General features: G+C 44.0%; 20 protein-coding genes and 1 tRNA gene. 12 read left to right on the top strand and 9 right to left on the bottom strand.

Annotated elements, in window-relative coordinates; translation table 11 throughout:
• Window positions 1-94: 94 nt before the first annotated feature.
• Window positions 95-168, bottom strand: a tRNA-Pro gene (locus DI53_RS12170).
• A gap of 496 nt (window positions 169-664) precedes the next feature.
• On the opposite strand from DI53_RS12170, the gene DI53_RS12160 reads away from it, so the two are divergent.
• The 4 genes from DI53_RS12160 (at window position 665) to DI53_RS12145 (ending at window position 3,582) form a co-directional block, all read left to right on the top strand.
• Window positions 665-1,630 (top strand): PLP-dependent cysteine synthase family protein, encoded by a 966-nt coding sequence (locus DI53_RS12160; RefSeq protein WP_157836775.1) that lies wholly within the window; start codon window positions 665-667, stop codon window positions 1,628-1,630.
• Between the two features lie 14 nt (window positions 1,631-1,644).
• Window positions 1,645-2,712: a DUF6695 family protein gene (locus tag DI53_RS12155; RefSeq protein WP_052072374.1), complete on the top strand. Its 1,068-nt coding sequence runs from the start codon at window positions 1,645-1,647 to the stop codon at window positions 2,710-2,712.
• A gap of 5 nt (window positions 2,713-2,717) precedes the next feature.
• Window positions 2,718-3,086 carry an aspartate 1-decarboxylase gene (gene panD, locus DI53_RS12150; protein WP_037499753.1) on the top strand — a complete coding sequence of 123 codons (369 nt, stop codon included), beginning with the start codon at window positions 2,718-2,720 and terminating at the stop codon, window positions 3,084-3,086.
• Window positions 3,087-3,189: 103 nt separating this feature from the next.
• The gene (locus DI53_RS12145; RefSeq protein WP_037499751.1) at window positions 3,190-3,582 is read left to right on the top strand and encodes a group III truncated hemoglobin; all 393 of its coding nucleotides are present in this window, start codon (window positions 3,190-3,192) and stop codon (window positions 3,580-3,582) included.
• A 119-nt stretch (window positions 3,583-3,701) separates the two neighbouring features.
• Here DI53_RS12145 and DI53_RS12140 read toward each other — a convergent pair whose 3' ends face one another.
• Window positions 3,702-5,087: a M20/M25/M40 family metallo-hydrolase gene (locus DI53_RS12140; RefSeq protein WP_052072373.1), complete on the bottom strand. Its 1,386-nt coding sequence runs from the start codon at window positions 5,085-5,087 to the stop codon at window positions 3,702-3,704.
• Window positions 5,088-5,136: 49 nt separating this feature from the next.
• On the opposite strand from DI53_RS12140, the gene DI53_RS12135 reads away from it, so the two are divergent.
• Window positions 5,137-5,442, top strand: coding sequence for a Smr/MutS family protein (locus DI53_RS12135; RefSeq protein ID WP_037499748.1), 306 nt, complete (start codon window positions 5,137-5,139; stop codon window positions 5,440-5,442).
• Window positions 5,443-5,467: 25 nt separating this feature from the next.
• Here the strand turns inward: DI53_RS12135 and DI53_RS12130 are convergent, their stop codons facing one another.
• The 3 genes from DI53_RS12130 to DI53_RS20175 form a co-directional block, all read right to left on the bottom strand.
• Window positions 5,468-6,571, bottom strand: a complete 1,104-nt coding sequence (locus tag DI53_RS12130; protein WP_037499746.1) for an L-dopachrome tautomerase-related protein — start codon at window positions 6,569-6,571, stop codon at window positions 5,468-5,470.
• 178 nt (window positions 6,572-6,749) lie between these two features.
• Window positions 6,750-7,757 carry a 3-keto-disaccharide hydrolase gene (locus DI53_RS12125; protein ID WP_037499744.1) on the bottom strand — a complete coding sequence of 336 codons (1,008 nt, stop codon included), beginning with the start codon at window positions 7,755-7,757 and terminating at the stop codon, window positions 6,750-6,752.
• Between the two features lie 140 nt (window positions 7,758-7,897).
• Window positions 7,898-8,122 (bottom strand): hypothetical protein, encoded by a 225-nt coding sequence (locus tag DI53_RS20175; protein ID WP_131555260.1) that lies wholly within the window; start codon window positions 8,120-8,122, stop codon window positions 7,898-7,900.
• A 212-nt stretch (window positions 8,123-8,334) separates the two neighbouring features.
• Here DI53_RS20175 and DI53_RS12120 point away from each other — a divergent pair, with 212 nt between their 5' ends.
• The 7 genes from DI53_RS12120 (at window position 8,335) to DI53_RS12075 (ending at window position 19,720) form a co-directional block, all read left to right on the top strand.
• Window positions 8,335-9,369: a LacI family DNA-binding transcriptional regulator gene (locus tag DI53_RS12120; RefSeq protein WP_037499742.1), complete on the top strand. Its 1,035-nt coding sequence runs from the start codon at window positions 8,335-8,337 to the stop codon at window positions 9,367-9,369.
• Between the two features lie 533 nt (window positions 9,370-9,902).
• Entirely contained in the window at window positions 9,903-13,082 is a 3,180-nt protein-coding gene (locus DI53_RS12105; RefSeq protein ID WP_037499736.1) for a SusC/RagA family TonB-linked outer membrane protein, read from the top strand.
• Between the two features lie 16 nt (window positions 13,083-13,098).
• Complete coding sequence (locus DI53_RS12100; protein WP_037499766.1) at window positions 13,099-14,910, top strand: RagB/SusD family nutrient uptake outer membrane protein; 1,812 nt, start codon at window positions 13,099-13,101, stop codon at window positions 14,908-14,910.
• 85 nt (window positions 14,911-14,995) lie between these two features.
• Window positions 14,996-16,444, top strand: a complete 1,449-nt coding sequence (locus tag DI53_RS12095; protein WP_052072370.1) for a DUF4957 domain-containing protein — start codon at window positions 14,996-14,998, stop codon at window positions 16,442-16,444.
• Between the two features lie 61 nt (window positions 16,445-16,505).
• On the top strand, window positions 16,506-18,035 hold the full coding sequence (locus tag DI53_RS12090; RefSeq protein ID WP_241462418.1) for a pectate lyase: 1,530 nt from the start codon (window positions 16,506-16,508) through the stop codon (window positions 18,033-18,035).
• 516 nt (window positions 18,036-18,551) lie between these two features.
• Window positions 18,552-19,130, top strand: a complete 579-nt coding sequence (locus DI53_RS12080; protein ID WP_037499731.1) for a Crp/Fnr family transcriptional regulator — start codon at window positions 18,552-18,554, stop codon at window positions 19,128-19,130.
• Window positions 19,131-19,312: 182 nt separating this feature from the next.
• Window positions 19,313-19,720 carry a response regulator gene (locus DI53_RS12075; protein WP_037499729.1) on the top strand — a complete coding sequence of 136 codons (408 nt, stop codon included), beginning with the start codon at window positions 19,313-19,315 and terminating at the stop codon, window positions 19,718-19,720.
• Between the two features lie 118 nt (window positions 19,721-19,838).
• Here DI53_RS12075 and DI53_RS12070 read toward each other — a convergent pair whose 3' ends face one another.
• The 4 genes from DI53_RS12070 to DI53_RS20570 all read right to left on the bottom strand — a co-directional run.
• The gene (locus DI53_RS12070) at window positions 19,839-21,023 is read right to left on the bottom strand and encodes a BamA/TamA family outer membrane protein (RefSeq protein ID WP_241462417.1); all 1,185 of its coding nucleotides are present in this window, start codon (window positions 21,021-21,023) and stop codon (window positions 19,839-19,841) included.
• Between the two features lie 186 nt (window positions 21,024-21,209).
• A complete protein-coding gene (locus DI53_RS12065) occupies window positions 21,210-21,782 on the bottom strand; it encodes an outer membrane beta-barrel protein (protein WP_081939443.1) in 573 nt (190 codons plus the stop codon).
• A complete protein-coding gene (locus tag DI53_RS12060; RefSeq protein ID WP_052072369.1) occupies window positions 21,779-22,495 on the bottom strand; it encodes a hypothetical protein in 717 nt (238 codons plus the stop codon). The genes DI53_RS12065 and DI53_RS12060 overlap by 4 nt, the downstream gene beginning before the upstream one ends.
• A gap of 24 nt (window positions 22,496-22,519) precedes the next feature.
• Window positions 22,520-23,105 (bottom strand): hypothetical protein (locus tag DI53_RS20570; protein ID WP_206538029.1); only part of this gene is annotated, 586 nt, incomplete at its 5' end.

Here is a 23,105-nt window from a genome sequence, read left to right as displayed (position 1 = left end):
GACCCAGCCCTAAAGCTCCTGCGGATCGAACCCCGGTTCTCATCAGCCAACCCCTAATAACAGAAAAAGCCCGACTTTCGTCGAGCTTTTTCTGTCGGGGTGGCAGGATTCGAACCTACGACCTCCACATCCCAAATGTGGCGCGATACCGGGCTACGCTACACCCCGAAAAGGTATCACCTTTGTTTTGTGTGGCACAAATATACGGCGCTAAAAACAACTTTGCAAGATGCAACATCAGATTTTAAGTAAACAGCTGATAAACTGCCTAATATATTTTAAAAAGTGGTTGGCGCTGTTCAAATCGTTAGCATGATACATTGGAGCATGCAGTTTTGTATCATTTTAAATACGCTATCCAGCTAAATGCTGTTAAAAAAAGCAAGGACTGATTGCATAAAAGAAGCAACCCTTAAAATTATTTTTATTTTTTTTCATTACTTGTATGGTTTATACAGATTATCTTCTATATTTGTGATGTTATTTTTATTTAATCTAAATAATATAACGAACATTATCTCTTCTCAATATAGTTGTCGCGAGCCCTCTACTCGTGACAACTTTTTTTTAGGTATAAAACAAATCAGAAAAAAGCACGTTATAATTTTACGGAAGCATGAAAAAACATGCTAGGAACTACGAGAAAGACTAGAATACACAAATTTTGACAGCACCATTAATTGGAAGTACCCCTATTCGGAAATGCGAATATCTTTCAACACGTTATCACAGTAACATCTATATTAAAGAGGAGTTTCATAATCCCGGTAAGTCTGCCAAAGACAGACCAGCTTATTATATGATTGAGGATGCTATTAACCGAAACTGCATCCCTCCCGGTGGTATCTTCGTTGAAGCGAGCAGTGGAAACACGGGCCTGGGCATTGCTATGCTAGCCAAGCAATATGGCTACCGCTCCAAGATCTTTGTCTCCAACAGCTGTTCGCAGGAGAAGATTTCTATATTGGAAGAAGCGGGAGCAGAGATTGAAATTTGCGACAACTCTAATGGGCTGGGTGATTTCCAGTCCACACAGTTCAAGGCACAATCTTACGCAGCCATGCAGCCTAATGCGTATTTCACCAATCAATACTACAATACCCAAAATATTCGAGCGCATTATAAAACCACCGGACCGGAAATTTGGAAACAGACAGGTGGTCACATCACTCACTTTTTATGTGGTGTGGGAACAGGAGGAACAATATCGGGTGTCGGTCGTTACCTAAAAGAACAACAGCAAAATATAAAAATATGGGGCGTGGAACCCACGGGATCAATCTTGCAACATTACCTCAAAGAACGCAGCATACCAGCACAGATTGCACCGTTTGAGTCGATTGAAGGCATAGGTCGAAATTTTGTTCCCGGCTCGTTTGACCCTACTCCTGTCGACCACATCTTTCAAGTATCGCAGGATGATACCAAGGCGATAGCAACAGCATATCGAAACGAAACTGGCATACTTTGTGGCTTCTCCAGCGCTGCTGTCCTTGCCTGTTTACACCAATATGCCGCGGATATGCACCTGAAACCGACGGACACGCTGGTACTATTTTTTCCAGATCATGGAAGTCGCTATATCAGTAAATTATACAGTGAAAACACCAAAAGTGTGGCACACGCTTAATCAAAATCTTTCGTATGTACACTTTTGACGATATTGCAATTCCTATTTCTTGGCCAGATAAAACCGCTCGGGGCGATGAAAAATGGATGGCCGTGCTCAAACGTATGGGTGTGGTAAAAAATTTGAATTTTCGCGTGGGCCATGCAGCCATCCTACTCATCGAACGTAAAAGCGGCAAAATCGAATATTTTGATTTCGGCCGATATATTGTTCCTCGTGGATATGGACGCTCGCGATCGGCTCGTTTTGACCCCCGACTACTTATCCATACCCGTGCCATCTTTGATCGCGATAGCACGATTCAAAACCTGGACCAGGTGCTTGCAGAACTCGAAGCGAACGAAGAAGCGACACATGGAGGCGGTCGTACACTTTTTTCGATATGCCGCAATGTAAGCTTCGAAAAAGGTTTGGAATATGCAGAACGGCTCGTGGAGACAGGCCCGATTCTATATGGCGCATTTGCTAAAAATAACAACAGCTGCTCGCGCTTTGTTGCTCAAATATTAACAGCTTCTATGACCAGCCAGGATGCCCGCAGACGAAAAATCCTGTACCCTGAATCTTTTAAAGCAAGCCCGACCAGCAATGTGGTGAATGCTGCTGAAGCCATGGAGGTTTTTTGCCATATCGACGGGAAAACAAGTCTTCTACCCATGAACCGAAGAGCATCTATGCGCTTTCAGTTTAATTTGCTGAAAGACAATTTCAGCAAGAAAGGCGCTAAATCTTTAGGTTCGGATACCGTTGCGGGCATGGTGCAATACCAAGGACGCCCCGAAGGGGTTCCAACACATGGACAATGGCTAGGCGGTATTGGTGAAGGTGCTTGGTTTGCACTGGAACAAACCGACAGGTACACGTTCATTATCCGAAAATACAAAGCAGATGGCAAATTGGAATATATCGTGAACGCCAAATGTGTTCAGAAATTTGATCCAAATAGTGCGTATGCCTTTACCTATCATTTTAGTTTTGAAAACCACAGTGTCATTCAAAATGAACAACTTTTTATCTTCCGATCAATCTCGGGAGAGGAAAAAGACGTAGATCAACAAAGTAATATACAAGCAATATCATAATAGACATGGAAGTAACACTTTTAAAAGCAAAAATTCACACCGTAAAAGTCACCGAAGCAAACGTTGCATACAATGGATCTATCACCATTGATGCTGATTTGCTTGACGCTGCGGGTATCAAAAAATATGAACAAGTTTACATTAATAATGCCGTGAACGGAAGTCGCATCATGACTTATGTTTTGCCGGGCAAGCGTGGAAGTGGCGAAGTATGTATGAATGGCGGTGCAGCGCTGCATGCCAAGGTAGGCGACACGGTGCATATCCTTTCATTCATCAATCTGTCGCCGGAAGAGGCCGATACGTATCAGCCCACTCTGGTATTTACCGAAGGGGAAAACCAGATAAAATCCGTAGAAAAATACAATTATTAAATAGTTAAAGGTTGCACTACATTGACGAATGTAGGCAACCTTTGTGTTTAACATCATTTTTTTCCCGTCCTGGGCATGTATCTTTGTATAAAACGCACAGAACATGAAGAAGCCGGACATTCAGACCTTGGACGATATCAAATTATTGGTTAATACGTTTTACGGGAAAGTACAAAACGACGAACTTATAGGCCCTATTTTTAATACGGCCATACAAGATCGCTGGGACGCTCATTTGGAAAAGATGTATAGTTTCTGGCAAACCATCCTCTTGGACGAACATAGTTACGGCGGGCGACCTTTTCCACCACACGCGCAACTTCCCATTCAAAAAATGCATTTTGATCGCTGGCTGACCTTATTCCATGAAACCGTAGGTCAGTTGTTCGAGGGGCCCGTCGCAAGTGAAGCGATGTCCAGGGGCGATAAAATGGCTGCGCTTTTCCAAATCAAATTAGAGCATATCCGTCAATCGCCGTTTCGGCCATTATTATAGAAAACTGCGTCTGACCGCGATTGGCAGAAGCTTGCTCTCCCACTCACAATCGTATACAGATCATCCCCTCCTTCCCTCGCGGTTTCACGCGCACCCTGTATACCTACTAGACTTCTCTTTTACTTGCCTATCTGATCCGACTGCTGATCAACCAAATACAGCAAAGAGGCGAGCGCTGCTACGCCAGACTGCAACTCCCGACGATCTACCGCTTCAAAAACATCCTTCGCCGTGTGGTGGATATCGAAGTAACGATGTGGATCTGGCCGAAAATTAAACATCACGGTATTCGGAAAATGTTCGCCCCAAACACCAGAATCAACACCAGGGCTTCCCTGCAAGAAACGAGACACCCAAAATTTCTGCTCAAATAGTGGCTTCCAATGTTGTTGAATCCAAGACACCGATGCCGCCGATGCCTTTATATCAAATCCCCGCGGAGCGAAACCTCCTGCATCACTTTCTATAGCGGCTATGATCTTTTCCTGTTTTGCCTTGGCCTGCTCGCCATACTTCAACGATCCCTGAACGCCATTCTCTTCATTCATGTAGAAAACCAAACGTATCGTATGCTTAGGTTTGTAGCCTAGTGCCATCAATGTGCGTATGGCATCCAGCGTTCCCATGGTGCCGGTGCCGTTATCGTGTGCGCCTTCGCCCACATCCCAGGAATCAATATGGCCACCGATGGTGATAATTTCATCTGGCTTTTCACTACCGCGCCATTCTGCAATAACGTTATGGCTTTTTACGATCCCTTTCCAAGCGGCACTGTTTTTTAGAAAAACCTTCGTTTTAGGATCGTCCTTCAATGCTGCACCTAACTTTTGCGCACTGACCGCAGATATTGCAATAGCCGGAATACTGTCTATACCGGCGACATAGCGCGTTCCGCCGGTGTGTGGAAAGTCGTCTACCGCCGAGGAGGACAGCGACCGGAAAAGATACGCCACTGCGCCGAGCTTTGCCGCCTCTGCCGGTCCACGACTGCGCTGGCTGCTATTCAATCCGTAAGCAACGCCCGTCTCGACGATGGACTCGTCCCACGGTTTGTTCACAAAAACAATTTTGCCCCGCACTTCATCGCCGCGCTGCCGAAGTTCACTTAACAATTCCACCTCTACAACTTCCGCCGTCAAGCCCGATTTAGGTGTAGCCACCGAACCACCCAAGGCCAAAACCTGCAATTTTTCTTTCGAATCAACGAGGTATGCCTCCTCAGCAGGGCCGCGATCCCAAAACGGCACATCCACATCCTGCAGATAGACCTTATCAAAAGCCATGGATTTCATCAACGATTTCGACCAAGTGACGGCTTGCGCCGCCTTTTCTGAACCTGCAATACGGTTTCCGATCTGCTTTGTTAAATACCGCAAGTTTTCATAGGCTTTCCCCTCTTCAAAAGATTGACTATAAATTTTATCCAGCATAATGGAATCTTGCTGGCCTCGGACTAAGCCGATAGTACTGGCTAAGGTTAATAAGACGACGACAGTTTTCTTCATCAATGTATGTTAATTTTTAGAATGCTAAACATAAGTATTATTTTTGAAAATGGCGAGAACGTTACCCAGACCACCAAAAGAGGTGGACTTGCATGCACATGCTTTTTTAAAGCATCTAGAGGATTATGATGCGGATGAACTGCTGGCTGCATCCATGGACAGGCTGCGGGAATGTTTGGACGCGGCAATTTATTGGGCGTATGCGGAAATACGCTTCATACATGGGAAGGGCAAAGGAGCGTTGCGAAGCGCCGTATATGAAGAGCTTGCTCATTACAAAGATAGTGGAGCTATTGCGCGCTACTATCCCTCCTATCAAAACGAAGATGTTGTGGTCGTTGTTATTGGGTTATAGCCTCTCGTGAGGGTTCTTAAGGATATTACTTTATTTTCACTCGGTAAACTTCATAGGGAAAGGACGTTTTATCTATACCTGCATTCCATTGCGGCAAGCGATTTACTTGTGCGCAAGAGAAGTAAAGGTACCCATCGCTCCCTATTCCTAATGAATCTGGCCAAATCAAACGGCTATCTTGTACAACTGTCTCAATTTTGCCATCTGGCGACCATCGCTTGATGCTATAATCTAGCGACGAGGTTAAATAGATATTTCCATCTACATCGGCCACTAAGCCATGCGTAATGCTAGTCGCTCCCATATCTTCCACCTTGGCTTCTGTTTCAGTAGCAGAAAGTGACTTATCGGCTAGGTAGCGGGTTTCTATCCGGTAAAGATGGGTATCATTGATCGGTTTAAAATAGAAATAGCGGTTATCTTTCGTCAATGCGATTCCATTTACATTTGAACGAAATGGATTCCCATCTTTATCCCGCATTTCATGTCCTTCGTATGCCAATACAATATCCGATTTGGCCTTTGTGCTATTCGTACTAGATAAGACAACTCGCGTGTTGCCTGACGACAGGTCTAGTACAACTATTCCCGCTTGCCCCGGATCAGATAAATAGGCTAGATTTTTATCATGATCAACGCGCACATCATTCAAGCCGGATTTGCCCTTATCTAAATCTTCAAAATGATACTGCCGGACAACTTTATTACTAGCCAGATCTATCTGCAGCAATTTAAACTGTCCTTCTTCCGCATCGCCTGCGACTTTCCCAAATACGGAATTGCCCGATCCAGGTTTGGAATCCAAAACCCACAACTGATCTTTGCTATCCACATAAATATCTTGGACGTTGATAAAATGATCATCCGGCTTACCTTCTTTGGCATTCCAATCAACATTTGGGTAGGCAACACGCTTTCCATTTACAATTTCTGTAAGACCAAAGAGGTAAGGTTCCCGATTCGGAAAGGATACAAAAACGCGATTTTTACTGGACACACTCACGCCGATCGGTTGCGACTGTCCAAACGACGCAACGACCTCGAGTCGGGAATCATGAAAGTCTTGTGCTTTTAACATGGTAGATAATCCTAACATACCACAAAATAATATCATCTTGTTCATCTTCATCACGAGTGCTTTAAAACTGATTATGTATTGCTATGTACTCCTGTCGGGGTTTGAAAATCGCCACCTAAAATTCACGCATTATCTTACCCAGCAACCTGTAGGAGAACGCACGAGCGGAGAATCTGATTTTAGCCAAAAAAAAGGATGTTAATCGCAGTGGGTTAACATCCTTTCCGTTTTATTTCGCGGGGATAATCGTAATTTTTCTAAATTCTATCCCCGTATGATCACCTTGTAAATAAATCGGTCCTGGCTCGCCTTCTTTACTATCGAGCGCACCGCCGGTGATGCCCGGGATTTCCTGCTCAGAAATGATCGTTTTGCCGTTGGCGACAATGGTTACTAAACGACCACGAAGTGTGATTTCGTAGGTATTCCATTCGCCTGGCCCGGCTGCAACCATAGCATTAGGTGATAAAAAGCCATAAACGCCTCCGAAGTACAAAGCACCAGGATGGCGATCTTTCGGCGAATCTTCTATTTGTACTTCGTAACGACCACGTAGGTAGATCCCAGAGTTACCACCTTCCGCATAGCGGAATTCGGCGAGAAGCTTAAAATCTTCGAACTTTTGTTCCGTGATCAAATTAGCCCCTGCCTTTTGATTAATAAGAATGCCATCTTTCACGATCCATTGGTTATCATCAGATGATGTTTTCCAGCCCTTCAAATCTTTTCCATTGAAAAGCTCAATAGCATCGCCCCACTGGGCTTCACCAGTACGATTGAGATAAGGTGCTTTCACTCCGGTGTAGGAAAATGTATTTCCTTTGTTTGTCGTGACAGATCCCTTCAACGTTTCGCCAGTAAGTTCGCCTTGAATGGTAAAGTCGCCCTCGCCACCTTCCCACTGTGGGGGAACGGTGAAAGAAAACTTACCATTCTCCAATGTTATATGCGATACGGGTCTACTGCTGCCGCTGTCACCAACGTAATAGCCTACAAGCGTGTTAAAGCCCGATAGCTTAATCTCAATCCAAGACGGCACTTGCTTTCCCTCTTTGTCTACTGTTAAATCCCAGCGACCAAGAAGACTTTTGGCTTCATCGGGAATAGTTTGGGAAGCTGGATTGTGAACCTCTTCTTCTTGCTTCTCTTCTTTTGTGTCTTTAGCGTTATTGCACGCGGCAAGGCTGGCGCTCACTAAACATGCTATAAAACCATAGCATACATATTTTTTTAACATATTCTTTAGGATTAGTGTTTAAAGAACTAATTTAAAAAAATAAACGGGAAACCGAATTGTCCTGCGGAAGATCATTGTGTATTGCTCGTTTAGGAAGTCTATCTTCGTTTCCGAAGATATATACATTTATTAATCTTTAGTTACCGCTTACGAGGGAAAAGCACATCACGATTTCCATTTGAACGGTGCTTCTTACCTCCCTTTTTCTTATGATGTCCCGGACCATGACGTTTCGCAGGTTTCCCACGATATACTTTTTTAGCATGTCCTCGCGGATGATGTCTATGTGGATGTCCTGGTGCTGCACAGGAAAAGCAAGCAACTACAAGGACAACTAACAATAATGTTCCAATAATTCTTCTCATAGAACCTGTTTAAACAAATATTGCACCAATCCGGTCATTCTTATGTAGATGACAAAGCGAAATACATAAAACGTCCGCATTAGCGGTAATATCGAGCCGCCAAAGCATTTCTGTTTAACTAAGCTGAGCGACATTCGCCACATTTACGACAAGTGGCTTATGGATTATCGGAATAAAATCGATATTTTTATCGATTTATAAACGGGGAAGCCATGAGTGAGGTCACTATTAAATCGATAGCAAAAGCGTTGAACTTATCGCCCGCGACCATATCGCGCGCGTTGAACGACAGCCATGAAATAAAACAAGCAACGAAAGATCGGGTGCTCGCCTACGCTAAAGCGCATAACTATCGGCCAAACCCTTTTGCAAAAAATCTGAAAACCGGCAAGACGAATCTTATCGGCGTGGTCATCCCCTTTCTATCCAGTCCGTTTTTTTTGGAATTTATTGAAGAACTGTACAGAGCCGTTATGCCCCTGCACTACACCTTAATCCCTTTTCAAACACAAAATCAGGAAACACTAGAAAAGGAAGCCTTGGATTTCCTTACGCAGCAAAATGTTGCAGGCATAATTATCTCACCCGCGCACGAAAACTCCAATGCTACGTTCTTGGAAAAAATACACAATGATACCTGCCCGGTTATTCTTTTCGATCGTATCCAACATGGATTAAAAACACATAAGATCGGCATCCATAACAGTATGGAAACTTATAAAGCAACCGAAGAACTCATAAACAAAGGCAGGAAAAAAATCGCTTTCTTGTGTGGGAAGGATATAGGCAATACCAAAGACCGAATCCGGGGCTACAAAAATGCATTGCACAATAACAGCATACCTTTTACAGAAGACTACATTATCTATGCCGATTATCAAGATCCAAATCAAGATATTGATGAAGAGCTAAGGTCAACGTTATCAGCACTGCAAGACAGAAACTTACTTCCTGACGCCATTGTCGGCGGAACTGACACGCTATCGATCAAAATACTCGGAATCTTAGCCGATTTAAAACTTCACATACCGGAAGATGTTGCCGTTATAGGATTCACCAATACAAACCTAGCAGATTATCTACAACCTGCCCTTTCCACAATAAAACAGCCGACACAAAAAATGGCCAATCTAGCAGTAGAACTGCTGATGGAATTGATAGCGAAAGTGGGCAAACGCAACGATATGGACTACCAAAGCTTCTTGCTACCTTCACAGACATTCTACCGCAAGTCTACAGATATTTAAAAACGAGTAGTTTTCGCGACGAAACGCAATGCCCAGTGGGCTGTTGCTTAAATGCATTTGCGACCACTAAACAAGTTGTTGTTAAAAAATTTACGTCCTCGGTATGTTACAATCCGCGCACTTTCCATCAAACCTATAGGTATTTTAATTTTATCAACCGGCAACTGTCCTGTACTATCCTGTATACAACTGACAATCAGATCATAACGATTAAAACAAAACTCTAATTGCTCAAAATAAGCCATTTACAACCCGAAACACCATGCCTGACGGAATCGTTTCCGGCAACGATTGCGTAGTTTTTTCCTCCGAAATACTAGGATTCGACCATTCCTTTATCTTATAATTGTACAGACGATATGGAGGAGCTACTTCGAATACGCCCCGTAAATATTGTCGTAACCAGAACATATAAATCTAGTAATTAACAAATTTTCAAGATACAGAAACGTAAGGCGGCCTGAAAGATAGGTATTGAATCTTGCGATCTATATGTTGAAGCTATAACCATTATCAAATCTAATATTTCACTTATGAAGGAAATTAAAGCTTTACTTCTTGTGCTTATGTGCTTCCAATTTGCTTTTGCACAGCAACGAACAGTCACGGGGAAAGTTGTGGATAGCCAAAATCGACCTGTAAACGACGTCACCGTCAAAATCAAAGGGTCTGAGAAACAGACAAAGACTGATGAAAATGGGAACTACAGCATCGTTGTTGGGTCCAAAAATGATATGCTTGTCTTTACATCTGTAGGCTATGACCCGCAAGAGCAACAAGTACTGGAACGTAACATCGTCAATATTACATTGACAGATCTCAACTCTCAATTGGACGAAGTCGTGGTTATCGGATATGGTACGGTCAAACGGAAAGACCTCACCGGCGCCGTGTCATCGGTAGATGCCAAAACCATTGCCGCCGCACCGGTATCATCCGCATTGGAAGCGATACAAGGCCGCGTTCCGGGGCTGAACATTACGGCGACAGAGGGCTCGCCAGATGCGGAGCTAACAGTTCGCGTTCGAGGTGGCGGTTCCATTACGCAGGATAATGCGCCGTTGTATATCGTAGATGGCTTTCCGGTAAGTTCTATTGCTGATGTTGCACCGCAAGATATAGAAACAATAGATATCCTAAAAGATGCATCGTCAACCGCTATATATGGCGCCCGCGGGGCAAATGGTGTCATCCTCGTTACCACAAAAAGTGGAAAGACGGGGAAAACAAACATCAGCTTTAATGCCTTCAATTCGATTAAAAACATCGCGAATAAGCTGGATGTCTTATCGCCAATGGACTACGTAAAATGGCAGTACGAACAGTCGCTACTCGCCAATAGACCCGAAAATTACACCCAATACTTTGGCAATTACCAAGACATGGATTTGTATGGCAATGTGCAAGCAAATGACTGGCAGGATATTATATTTGGCCGCACGGGGAACACCTACAATCAAAACTTAAACATCAACGGCGGCAGTGAAAAAACGAAGTATGCGGTGAGCCATAGCTTTATCGATGATAAAGCAATTATGCTGGATTCTGATTTCAAGCGCCACAACATCAACTTAAAGCTAAACCACAAGCTTTACGATAAGCTGACGTTGGATTTAGGCTTTCGTTATTCAGATACACGCGTCAATGGAGGCGGGATGAACGAACAGAATGAGAAATCGTCGGCAGACTCTCGGTTGAAATACGCCATGCTTTATCCGCCATTCGCAGTTCCGGGCTTAACCACGACCACGGAAACGGATGATGATTTTAACCTATACAGCCCTATTGTCGCCGTTTCGGACAACGACCAATACTTTCAACGCAAAACGTACAACTTGAACGGAGCAGCGACCTATAAAATTATTGACAATTTGAGCCTGCGCTCTGATTTTGGCTATGAAGGTTTCCGGAATGACCAAGATCGCTTCTATGGAAATACCACCTACTACGTGCGAAATGCGCCAACAAGCGGTAACCAAAACAAGCCTGCCCTTATTCAAACAAACACCAATAGAAACAGCATCCGTAATTCAAACACGTTAAGCTATGATTTCCGAGATGTTATCGGCGCTGACCACAAATTGAATGCGATGGTCGGTCAGGAATTTATCATCACGACAAACAATATATTGGAAAACACCCTACACGGTTTTCCGGAAACGTTCGATTTCGAACGCGCACGGATGACGACCACACTAGCGACACCATTTTCGATCAATAATTTCTTCGAACCTGATGATAAACTGCTTTCTTTCTTTGGTCGTGCAAACTACGATTATAAAGAGCGTTATTTACTGAGTGTCGCATTTCGGGCTGATGGCTCTTCGAAGTTTGCTGCAGGCAATAATCGTTGGGGCTATTTTCCTTCCGTATCTGGAGCATGGCGTGTATCTGAAGAAAATTTTATGGAAGATACAAAATCATGGCTTACTGATCTTAAGCTCCGCGCCAGTTATGGAGAAACCGGAAATAACAGAATTCCAAACGGACTTCTCGTGCAGCTGCTCAACAATTCACCCACAGCCTGGGTCAACGGCAGCACCAACTATTGGGCGCCTTCCAAGACCATGGCCAACCCTGACCTAAAATGGGAAACCACCATCACGCGAAACCTAGGTTTGGATTTCACGTTGCTGGGCGGTAAATTAAATGGTACTATTGACGGCTATATAAACAAAACCAAAGACCTCTTACTGGCTTACAACGTGGCAGGATCAGGCTACGACATCCAGTATAGAAATATAGGCAGCACACAAAACAAAGGGCTAGAGTTCTCGCTAAACTGGAACGTAGTAAATAAGGAAAATTTTGACCTGAGCTTCGCGGGTAACATCAGCTTCAACCGTAACAAAGTATTAGACATCGGCTCGCTCGCCAATATCCCATCGGCTTCGGGCTGGGCATCTACAGCGATCAATGCCGACTACATTGTTGAAGCAAACCATCCGCTAGGCCGTATGTATGGTTATGTAAACGATGGCCGCTACGAAGTATCAGACTTCGAAGGCTTTAACGCTGCCACAAACCGATGGTTATTAAAAGAAGGCATCGCCGATGCTTCCGATGTAGTGGGCAACGTGCGCCCGGGCTCTATGAAATTGAAAGACTTAGATGGCGACCTTAAGCTGAGCGTATCTGACAGAACATTTATTGGCGATGCAAACCCGCTACATACCGGCGGTTTTTCCATCACCTCACGCATCTACAACTTTGACGTGGCGACCTATTTTAACTGGAGTTATGGTAATGATGTGTACAATGCAAACAAGCTGGAATACACACAAACAAGCCAATACTTTTCCCGCAATATGATTTCCACCATGGCCGATGGTCAACGCTGGACGAATCTTCGTCCGGACGGAACGATTAGCAATGACCCCGCTGAACTGGAAGCTATGAATAGCAACACCAGTATGTGGTCACCTTACACGCGTCAGTTTGTCTTTAACGATTGGGCTGTTGAAGATGCATCATTCCTCCGACTGGCAACCGTAACCTTGGGCTATACCTTGCCTACCGCAATCACGCAAAAGTTAAGAATGAGAAGCTTGCGCGTGTATGCATCGGGTTATAACTTGCTCTTGTTTACAAACTATACAGGATTCGATCCGGAGGTATCTACCCGCCGACAAACACCGCTTACACCGGGCGTCGACTATTCAGCCTACCCGAAAAGCAAATCATTCGTTTTTGGTTTAAATGTTAATTTCTAAAGAGAACATGAAAGAGATGAAAAATTTACTACATACAACCCTATTGCTCGCCAGTATACTGCTTGCCAGTAGTTGCAATGATTTTCTAGAAGCACCGGCCAAGTCTTCCATGGAGGCCGAGGTAATCTTTTCCGACCCTACGCTAGCAGCAGGTGCCATCCCGGGCATATTGCAATCTTTTGGTGAGACAAACTCCTACAGGGGACGTTACCTCGTTTTTTATGGCACGAATACCGACGTCGAGGTAAACAGCTCGTTGAAATCCATAGACGATGACAAAAGCCGACTAAGCAACTACAACAGTACCCTTAATAATGGGCAGATGAATACAGAAAACAATGCCTACGCTAAATTTTTCGAAGGTATTGAACGTGCTAATTTCGCCATTGTGTCGCTCCGTAAATATGGAAACATTGAAAATTCACCAGAAATGGCGCAAATATTAGGTGAAATATTAACCCTTAGAGCAGTACTTTACAGTGACCTCATCAAAGGATGGGGCGATGTGCCCGCACGATTCGAACCGATAACAAGCGCTACATTAACTATGGAACGCAGTGACCGCAACGTCATTTACAAGCAGTTATTGGCTGATCTTGCCGAAGCAGCCGAACTACTTCCCTGGCCTAACCAAAGTGCTGCCACAAACTCAGTAGAGCGGGTAAGTAAAGCATTTGCAAAAGGCCTTCGTGCACGACTAGCGCTGGCTGCAGGCGGTTACGCATTACGGCAAGATGGCAACATCAGCCTAAGTAACGATCCAGATCTCTCTCGGGAGAAGATGTATACACTCGCTAAGCAAGAATGTCTGGATATTATCAATAGCAACACGTTACGCCTGCTCGGTTTCGAAGAAACTTTCCGGCGTTTCAACCAAGAAAATCTTGCTGCCGGAGGAGAGTCTATGTGGGAGATACCCTTCGCAGAAGGTCGCGGTCGTGTGATATTTGATCTTGGTGTTCGCCATACGAAAACAAATAAGTATACCGGACAAAACCGAGGTGGCACCATCGGGCCCAACCCACTTATGCTGTATGCATTTGATACGGATGATGCACGACGCTTTGTATCGGTAGTGCCCTATGAATGGGATCGCGCATCGGCAGATGCTCCTGATGCCGGCGGATTTCAGATACCGTCATCCTTGGGCAGACTATACTTTGGAAAATACCGCTACGAGTGGATGAGCCGTCGTGTAACATCAACCAATGACGATGGCTTAAACTGGATGTATATGCGCTATGCCGATGTGGTCCTTATGGCGGCAGAAACTATAAACGAACTGGATGGTCCAACAGCGGCGGCACCCTACCTTAAAATGATTCTGGATAGGGCCTTCCCGAACAACCCTGCTAAAGTCGCTACGCTTATCAGTGCAGCTACGCCGTCTAAGGACGCTTTTTTTACCACTATCGTTGACCAGCGAGCACTTGAGTTTGTTGGCGAGATGTTGCGCAAGCAAGATCTTATCCGCTGGAACCTGCTAGACGTAAAGTTAGCGGAGGCCAAAACCAAACTCGAACAATTGGAAAAAAGAACGGGCATTTACGCCAATCTTCCTTCCAGAATATACTACAGGACGGCGGCCGATGGCGAAACACTTGATATCTATGGATTAAATTTCGGCGACACCGATGCACAAGGCGCATCTTTAGGGTATACAGCTAATAAAGCCTGGACAATGGTTGCTAACAACGATCAGACCACCTATTGGAACGCCCTGGTGTATCCTGGTAAAACCGCAAGTGCGCAGTCTTACTGGCCGATATGGCAGGTATTCCTGGACGCTTCGGAAGGGAAGCTTAATAACCGATTCTTGAACCTATAATATGAGCATGATGATAAAGAAAAGTATATGCTGGTTAATCCCACTCGCCGTAGCTTACGGTTCAATAACGTCTTGTTCTAAAGACATGACACAAGAAGTAGCCGAATTAAACCTCGACCGTGCCCTATCCCCTACCGGTGTGCTCGCACAGGTAGTGAACCGCACTTCGGTACGATTACAATGGAATAAGATGCATAACGCCGACAGCTATGTGGTGGAAATATTTGACAATCCAACGTTCACTGGTGAAGCCGCTATGCGGATTGATGATGTGCAATATGCCCAACTACCGCTTATCGTACCTGGCCTGAACGGGGAAACGGCTTACACAGTTCGCATCCAAGCTATCGGCAGCAATGCGCCGTCAAAATTTAGTACAGCAACCTTTACAACGGATACCGAGCAGATTCTGCAGGCGATAGACCCGGATAAGCTAACCTCGTCATCTGTGGTATTAAATTGGCCCGCTACCGTGATGGCGACAAGTATTGTTATCAGTCCGGGAAATATTGAAAGGCCTGTCACTGCCGAAGAAGTGAGAGCAGGTGAAGCCATGATAGGAGGTCTCCAAAGCAATGTGACGTATACCGCGCGGCTGGTAAACGGCAACCGCACGCGAGGGACAATGACCTTTACTACGCTATTGGGTGACAACGTCACCATGGTGGATCCTGGTCAAAATTTGGCGGACGTCATCGCCGCAGCTAAAGATGGGGATCTATTGGCCCTAGAACCGGGTACCTATGTTATCAATAGCGATTTGACAGTGGATAAGAACATTACTATCCAAGGTTTTCGAACTGCAGATAAACCTATCTTACGAGGTGCGGCATTCAAATTAAGCAAAGGTATCGGCTTTGAATTAAAAGACCTCGTGCTTGATGGAACTGGCGGTAGTGGAAACCAAACCATAGTTTACAACGATGATACCAAATATGAAGCATTTCTGATGGAAGGATGTGAAGTGAAAAATTACGTTAAAGGATTATACCATGTTAATAAAAAGACACGAATACGTTCGACGATATTTAAAAACAATCTTATTCACCAGATCGAGTGCAATGGCGGCGATCTGATAGACTATCGCACAGGACTTTCAGACGTTTTTGTATTCGAAGACAATACCGTTTATAATAGTGCATTGGCACGGGATGTATTCCGAATGGATGCCGGTGGTTCAACAGAGTTTCCAGGGGTAAAAAGCCTAATCACCATTGCAAACAATACGTTCTACAACATTGCGAATGGCAGCAAGCGTATACTGTATATACGACTGACCAATCATGAGGTTTCTTTTACGAAGAATATTATCGCCAATAGTCAAAGCATCTACACCAATAATGCCAACCTACAGATTAAAGAGTTTAGTCGTAACAACTATTTCAACACGCCGAATATAAACGGTACAATGCCGGTAACGGAGTCGGCTGGGACAAATCTAGATCCGCAATTTGCCGACCCGGCTTCAGGCAATTTTACGGTAAACAATTTAGATTTGAAACTCAATGGAATAGGCGCTTCCAGATGGCGATAACGTATGTCACAAGCCGTGTACATGTATGAAATGTATGCGGCTATTTCAAATAACTTAAGATATGAAGAAAACGATTTTGCCTAATATAATACAATCCCCGCTCCTGATAAGCACCAAAAATCATGATATTAAAACAGCGGAAGTTTACAAACACAGCGCAATTAAAATATTCGGTCTATGCGCAGCCATACTTTGCCTATCGCATAGTGGCCTCAGCTGTGCAAAACAAACAAAGCCTTCATCAATTACTCCGCAAGATACCGCAACAGAAAAGCTAGCCTTTCCCGGTGCGGAAGGTTATGGAAAATTGACGACAGGCGGTCGCGGGGGAAAGGTTATCAAAGTGACTAACCTCGAAGACGATGGTGCCGGAAGCTTCCGACATGCCCTGATGCAAAAGGGGCCGCGCATCATAGTTTTTGAGGTATCCGGAACTATCGACCTTAAGCGTCGAATACAGATAAAGAATGGCGACCTGACCATCGCCGGCCAGACGGCTCCCGGCGATGGCATCTGTATTAAGAACTACGATATAACAGTTGATGCGGACAACGTAATCATCCGGTTTATGCGTTTCAGGCTAGGCGATCTTACCAAGCAGCAGACTGACGCCCTTTCAGGTAGACATCAACAAAACATGATGATTGACCATTGCTCCATGAGCTGGTCTATTGATGAATGTGCGTCTTTCTACGCCAATAAAAATTTCACCATGCAGTGGTGCATTATCGCGGAAAGCCTAAACCAATCTTTTCATGATAAAAATGACCATGGTTATGGAGCGATATGGGGCGGTCATCAAGCAACTTTTCACCATAATTTATTAGCACACAACAACAGTAGAAACCCACGATTTGATGGCGGAAACCGCCCCGGGACGGGGGGATTGAGCCCTGTAGGCATCGATAAGGTAGACTTTAGAAACAACGTAATGTATAATTGGCATGGCAACAGCGTGTACGGCGGAGAAAACGGAGAGTACAACATGGTAAACAATTACTATAAACCAGGCCCTGCCACCCCGAAAAGTAATAACAGGCGAATCATACAGGTTTACAAAGATAAAAGCGCAATTCATACGCCGGGCTACGGAACTTTCTACATCCATGGAAACTACGTCGTTGGGAACGCCGCGGTGACGCAGAATAACTGGTCGGGAGGAATTGATTATGATACCACGCTGGATCAAAATCTTGTTCAAAAAAAAGAAGCATTTCCATCAGAAAAGCTGCGAACGCAACATAGCGCAGAGGAAGCATTTAAGGCCGTACTTGCCAAGGCCGGCGCAAGCTACAAACGGGATGCTGTAGACCTTCGTATAATAAATGATGTGAAACGTGGAACAGCCACTTTTAAAGGTTCTAAAACACAGCTTCCCGGCATTATCGATTCACAAACGGATGTAGGCGGATGGCCCGAACTTGCGCAACTACCTGTTCTGACAGACACCGATGGTGATGGTATGCCTGACGCTTGGGAGCTCGCTAATGGTTTAAATCCGCACGCTCCCGACGCCAATGGGAAAAACCTGAGCCGCGTCTATGATAACATCGAGGTATACATAAACAGTTTGGTAAACGATCTCTATTGATCTTAGCAATATTGTCTACAAGCGATAATACAGACGAATGGCCCGCTATGCATTCTTTTCATTGTCCTTTCAGCAAACATAACACCCGAAAAGGGTATACCTGCAGATAAAACTACAGCGCTGCAACAGGACGCAGCTCTCCTGCTAGCGTCCTGTTGCTTAATTGGATCCATGTCCATCGCCCATTCATGTGCCGTTGCCGCCTTTTCCTCGCCAAGCATTTCCAATCTTAATTACCCGCGGTCGATCAATTTCCAGACTTAGCATTCTTTTCCATAGGAAATAGGACTGACTTACAGCGCAACTGCCAACGACCCCAAGAGATTTTGATTGATAAACATGTAAAACATTTAGGTCTGAAAAAATTGACGGAGTTACGCTTTTTTGTAACTTTATGATCCCTAAACCACACATGTCTATGAAAAATAACGTACACACCATAAATAATGGGCGAAATTTCACTTTTAGCTTGGTATATTTTAATGAGTTGATTCCTAAAAATATGCTGATAGAGTTATGTTTATAAACCATATTCTCAATAAGTTCGCACATTTTAACCTGACTGAAGAGGAAATACAGGAAACACGGAAAATTCTTCGTCTGCAACAGTATAAAAAAAACAGCCTTTTTTTAAAAAAAGGCGAGCACAGTACGCGAATAGGCTTGCTAGTAAAGGGTTTAATGTATGCCTACACCATAGATAGCAATGGCGAAGAGCAGATTCACAACGTATTTTACCCCTCCTCATCACATGATATAGTATTTAATTATGAGGCTTACATTCAAGCTGAACCATCGCAGGTATTTTACAAATTTTATCAAGACAGCACAATCATAGTATTGGATATAGCGGAGGTCAAGCAACTCTATCAACAGTTTCCTCGTTTTTATCAATTAGAAATGCTCATTATGCAACCTCAATTTTTGCAAGCACTTTTCCAAAACAAATTGCTGCGCGCGGGCAGTGCACCAGAGAAAATCGCTATACTGAAAAGACAGTCGCCAGAAATATTCAAACTGTTTCCATCTGCATACATCGCGTCCTATTTGGGTATCCACAGAAACACATTTAACAGAGCAATGCACAAATTATAGCAAAAATGCACCAAATGGTGCTTGTTTTTGACCATGTTTGCACCTATTTTTGAACTGGTTCACTCGCTGAATCCCTACTATGAAAATACGATAAATTTGCCGAGCTTGGCAGATATTGTCTGTGCAAATCATGTTGCGCTGAAGTTTATTATGGAGAATGAATTTAATATGTGAGGTCTAGAATGACATTAGAAGATAATAGCAACGATAAGATATGTATAGCATTTGCCGATGATTCTACTATCACCCAGTTACTTTTAAAAACACTGATAGCCAAGGATCAACGCTTTCATTTGATTTTAGAGGCCGACCATGGTGAGATGTTACTGGAAAAACTGCGAACTGCAGAAAAGCTCCCGGCCGTTTGCATTTTGGACCTATACATGCAGCCTATGAACGGCATTGATACAGCCTACGCAATCCGGAAACAATATCCAGAAATACTGCTATTTGGCTATTCGACAAGCACGGAGCCTAAAGACATTAAAAATATGCTGCGGGCGGGTGTTGTTGCGGTATCAGACAAAAATGCGGTGAATGTTAGTGAACTTCTTGAAAAAATCTACGATTACTTATCTATTCCCAAATAGCGGAAAGATACAACGTTTTACTGCTTATGAAAATGGAAAGGCTATATTCGAAAGTATGTAGCCTTTTCTGAACAGGTACCCAGGTAATCGAGTAGCTAGTTACAACCTGCGATACATACTAAAATACCTCCCCTAAAGAGAGGTGTACACCGCGGTGATGCCTGCTTATGCCGTAATCGATAGCGATGTTTGTGCCGGAGTTTTTATTGAATTTAATCCTTAATCCACCACCAGCTCCGACATTCCAATTCCAAAGAAACTTACTTTCGGGGCCGCTCACCGACGTCAGATTAGTAAAAACAACAAAACCTAAAAAACCATCTTGCGTGATATCCCTCCGATATTCTCCCTCGACGTAATACATCGATCTACCGCGATAGCGACTCAACGGCATTCCCCGCCCCGAACTATTGTATGGATCCCATCCTAAGTTAGGCAGCTCCAGGTAAGGTACCTTCGATCCAAATACAGTCCAAAAGAAATTACGAACAGCAATCATATTCTGTCGGTCGGGATTATCAGTCAGTCGATGGTATCGCCGCATCTCTATAAATAGAGATTGCCAAGCCGTGCTACTACCCATAAATTTTGGGTTGACGCGAAATTGCAAGTTTGCGTAGTTTCCATCCCATGCATTAATTGAATTAGCGCGCGTATCATAAATCATATTGATGCTTAAACCAGATGAGATGTATGAATCATTAGCTTCAGTACCATGCGGATATCCTGTAAACTCTCTCAGCGATACGTCATCTTTGCTTTGTACCTGCATCCGATAGTCTAAATCATACCCTAAGCCCATAAAGAAGCCACCCTTTATCCGCTTTAATGCATGTTGGTAAAACCGCAGATACGTGTAATCAAGCATAATTTTCTCGGATGGCGCATGTTGTCTTCCTAAACCCCAAGTTTCGTGCGGATATCGGAGTAAACGGATGTCTCCATCAATTACCCATGTATTTTCCTTTAGCCAGATGTACGAGCGAATCGGAATCCCAAAGCGTAGACCAAAGTTGGTGTAGGGCGTGAAATTAACTCGGGAAATGTATGTTGTTTTTCGATCACCCAGGTAGAATCCCGCGGTCGTGGAGGTGATTAACGCATGCCCTCCGCCAGGCACGTTAGTGGAGAATGGTAATATGGAAAAATAAATCTTCTGTCCGTTGCTATCGATTCCCGCGGGCGGCTTTATTTTAAACACACGCTTACCAATATCAATGAGGTCGCGGTGCTTGCTTGTATCCACGACAAACTTCGTGACCTCAATTTCATGAACGGGGCGCTGCGCGTAGGCATGCATCATACAGATGTGTACGATTAAAGCCAGTGAACCGATAACCTTCAAACTTCTAAATCCGTGAAAACAGGGCATATTTATGCGTATAGCAGACGTACGAGATAAGCACAAACTGTACCATTTTGTACTGCCGAAAGACGAATTGTAAGTCGAAGCCTTTAATTATAGCCTACCCATCTTAGTGTGAGATTTTTAGAAAAAATCAAATTTCATTCCTAGTTGATATTGCTCGATATCGGCATGCCAATTTCCATGCACATCAGAAGGCCTTTTCATTCCGCGATAGCGGAAATAAAAACGACTGAGTTCCAGCCCTACGCTGTGACCGAAGCGCACACCACTTCTGAAAGCTGGGGCACCATTATTCAAGCGATACCTGTCGTCGTTAATCAGGCTGTTGAATTCAACGCCGCCAAGTAAAGCAAAGCCCGGGGTAATTTTTAATTTGAGCAATACAGGCAGGTTAAAATAATGAAGCGACTTGGTCCCTTTTTGTATCCCTTCAGGATAGATCGCCGTCTGATCATTCGCGCGAATGCGCGCAATATTAAACGACGGCTCCGCCTGTACGGCAAATAGTTTTGATATGTCAACACGCAAAGCTGCACCAGCTTGGAAACCGATTTTTTTGGCGGATCGAAAGCCATCGCCATTTGCATTAGATAGATTGCCACCAAGTCTGATACCTAGACCAACTTGCGCCAGTAACGTTGGCGCATACAGAAGGCTAAACATGAGGATAAGGAGATGCCTGCACTGCTTCATACAGCCCCCGCTTTTTGTTTAGCAGCTATAAGGTGCTGCTCCTTTTCAAAAACCCAAGCATTTTGAGGAAAAAGGAAAATGAGCAAAAACAAGGTCGTTATCCCAGCTTCCAGGATCTCGGCATTTTTTCCTGAAGGTATAAAAAGGATCGATCCAAACAGCAGTAAACACGCTGCGATTTGATACAATTGCGCGATAGGAAGTCCAACTTTATCAACGAAGGACTTCACACCCGTTTTTTTGCTATAGAGTAACGGTAATACCAATAGGTAAAAAGCAATTCCTCCTGTCAGTAATTGCGAGAAGACAATTTTGTTTATTTTTTTGTCCCCCACCATCATGTTGTGCAAATTCGTCTCCGCCTGCGAATTATGCTGTTTGAAAAATTCAGAGCTCTGCACATCAAAAACACGCTGTCCCCAGCTAATTTCTTCTCCAGCTACAAAAAAAGAAAAAAGTGCGACCAGCAACATAAGCACATTAAAATGCCAGGTTTTATATCGGCCGTGAGAACCGACCTGGTATAACGCGTAGATCGTCGCAAACAAAAGCGGAACCAATGTCCAGTTTTCTACAAAACCATCTTCTACCGCATACACCTCCTCAAACCACTGCACATTTATCTGTGAAATAACAATTCCTGTTACAACGATAGTAGATGTGAAAACCAGTAAAAGGATTTCAAGCGGCGATAATTTTGTAGGTCGAAACATAATGGGCAAAGATAGACACCTTCCTTAAACTAAACTTTTGACTTTTGTAATATTTCGGTCAATAGTTTGAAAATGGGAGCTAGTATGCCGGAATGCGTGGTGAGCATAGATGTAGTGGTTAGTATGTAGAGTTGAAGTTGTGCACATTTTTCCACTTTCTACTTTTGAATTTTTACTTTCAAATACACTATCCCTAATCAAACTATATGTCGCATTTGAAGGGGTATTGCGTAATGCGTATAGCGTAGTGCGAGAAATTAAAATATCCACTACTTTATTGCTTCTGACCATTATTAAACGAAATGTCGCATCGAAAGCTTTGCAATATGTAGACATTTGCCATTGCACAAACCTCCCCTGCAAAGGTTTCAAGCGACGGGGTTTTGAATACTTTTGCCCTACAAAAGTATTTGCCCTGCCGCGGCATGCGGCGGAAGGGTTTGAGCGAGGGACAAACTGTTTTATAAACATCAATCTGAACTTGCCGCGGCATGTGGCAGATCGCTTGTCCCTTGCCGGGACGGGGCCTTCTTTTTCTCTAAAAAAGAAGCAAAAAATCTTTGTTTCATCGAGGCGATCTCCCCCACAACCCAACCCACAGCGGAACACC

The organism is Sphingobacterium deserti, from assembly GCF_000757725.1.
Taxonomy (GTDB): Bacteria; Bacteroidota; Bacteroidia; order Sphingobacteriales; family Sphingobacteriaceae; genus Sphingobacterium; species Sphingobacterium deserti.
The sequence above is the reverse complement of the archived record's forward strand: the minus strand, read 5'-3'. Positions and strand labels throughout refer to the sequence as shown.

Coding starts and splice junctions, on each gene's coding strand:
- DI53_RS12090 (WP_241462418.1), top strand. CDS start 16,506: ATGAAGAAAACGATTTTGCCTAATATAATACAATCCCCGCTCCTGATA.
- DI53_RS12075 (WP_037499729.1), top strand. CDS start 19,313: ATGACATTAGAAGATAATAGCAACGATAAGATATGTATAGCATTTGCC.
- DI53_RS12140 (WP_052072373.1), bottom strand. CDS start 5,087: ATGAAGAAAACTGTCGTCGTCTTATTAACCTTAGCCAGTACTATCGGC.
- DI53_RS12095 (WP_052072370.1), top strand. CDS start 14,996: ATGACACAAGAAGTAGCCGAATTAAACCTCGACCGTGCCCTATCCCCT.
- DI53_RS12120 (WP_037499742.1), top strand. CDS start 8,335: ATGAGTGAGGTCACTATTAAATCGATAGCAAAAGCGTTGAACTTATCG.
- DI53_RS12135 (WP_037499748.1), top strand. CDS start 5,137: ATGGCGAGAACGTTACCCAGACCACCAAAAGAGGTGGACTTGCATGCA.
- DI53_RS12130 (WP_037499746.1), bottom strand. CDS start 6,571: ATGAAGATGAACAAGATGATATTATTTTGTGGTATGTTAGGATTATCT.
- DI53_RS12105 (WP_037499736.1), top strand. CDS start 9,903: ATGAAGGAAATTAAAGCTTTACTTCTTGTGCTTATGTGCTTCCAATTT.
- DI53_RS12060 (WP_052072369.1), bottom strand. CDS start 22,495: ATGTTTCGACCTACAAAATTATCGCCGCTTGAAATCCTTTTACTGGTT.
- DI53_RS12155 (WP_052072374.1), top strand. CDS start 1,645: ATGTACACTTTTGACGATATTGCAATTCCTATTTCTTGGCCAGATAAA.
- DI53_RS12070 (WP_241462417.1), bottom strand. CDS start 21,023: ATGATGCATGCCTACGCGCAGCGCCCCGTTCATGAAATTGAGGTCACG.
- DI53_RS12100 (WP_037499766.1), top strand. CDS start 13,099: ATGAAAAATTTACTACATACAACCCTATTGCTCGCCAGTATACTGCTT.
- DI53_RS12065 (WP_081939443.1), bottom strand. CDS start 21,782: ATGAAGCAGTGCAGGCATCTCCTTATCCTCATGTTTAGCCTTCTGTAT.
- panD (WP_037499753.1), top strand. CDS start 2,718: ATGGAAGTAACACTTTTAAAAGCAAAAATTCACACCGTAAAAGTCACC.
- DI53_RS12145 (WP_037499751.1), top strand. CDS start 3,190: ATGAAGAAGCCGGACATTCAGACCTTGGACGATATCAAATTATTGGTT.
- DI53_RS12080 (WP_037499731.1), top strand. CDS start 18,552: ATGTTTATAAACCATATTCTCAATAAGTTCGCACATTTTAACCTGACT.
- DI53_RS12125 (WP_037499744.1), bottom strand. CDS start 7,757: ATGTTAAAAAAATATGTATGCTATGGTTTTATAGCATGTTTAGTGAGC.
- DI53_RS20175 (WP_131555260.1), bottom strand. CDS start 8,122: ATGAGAAGAATTATTGGAACATTATTGTTAGTTGTCCTTGTAGTTGCT.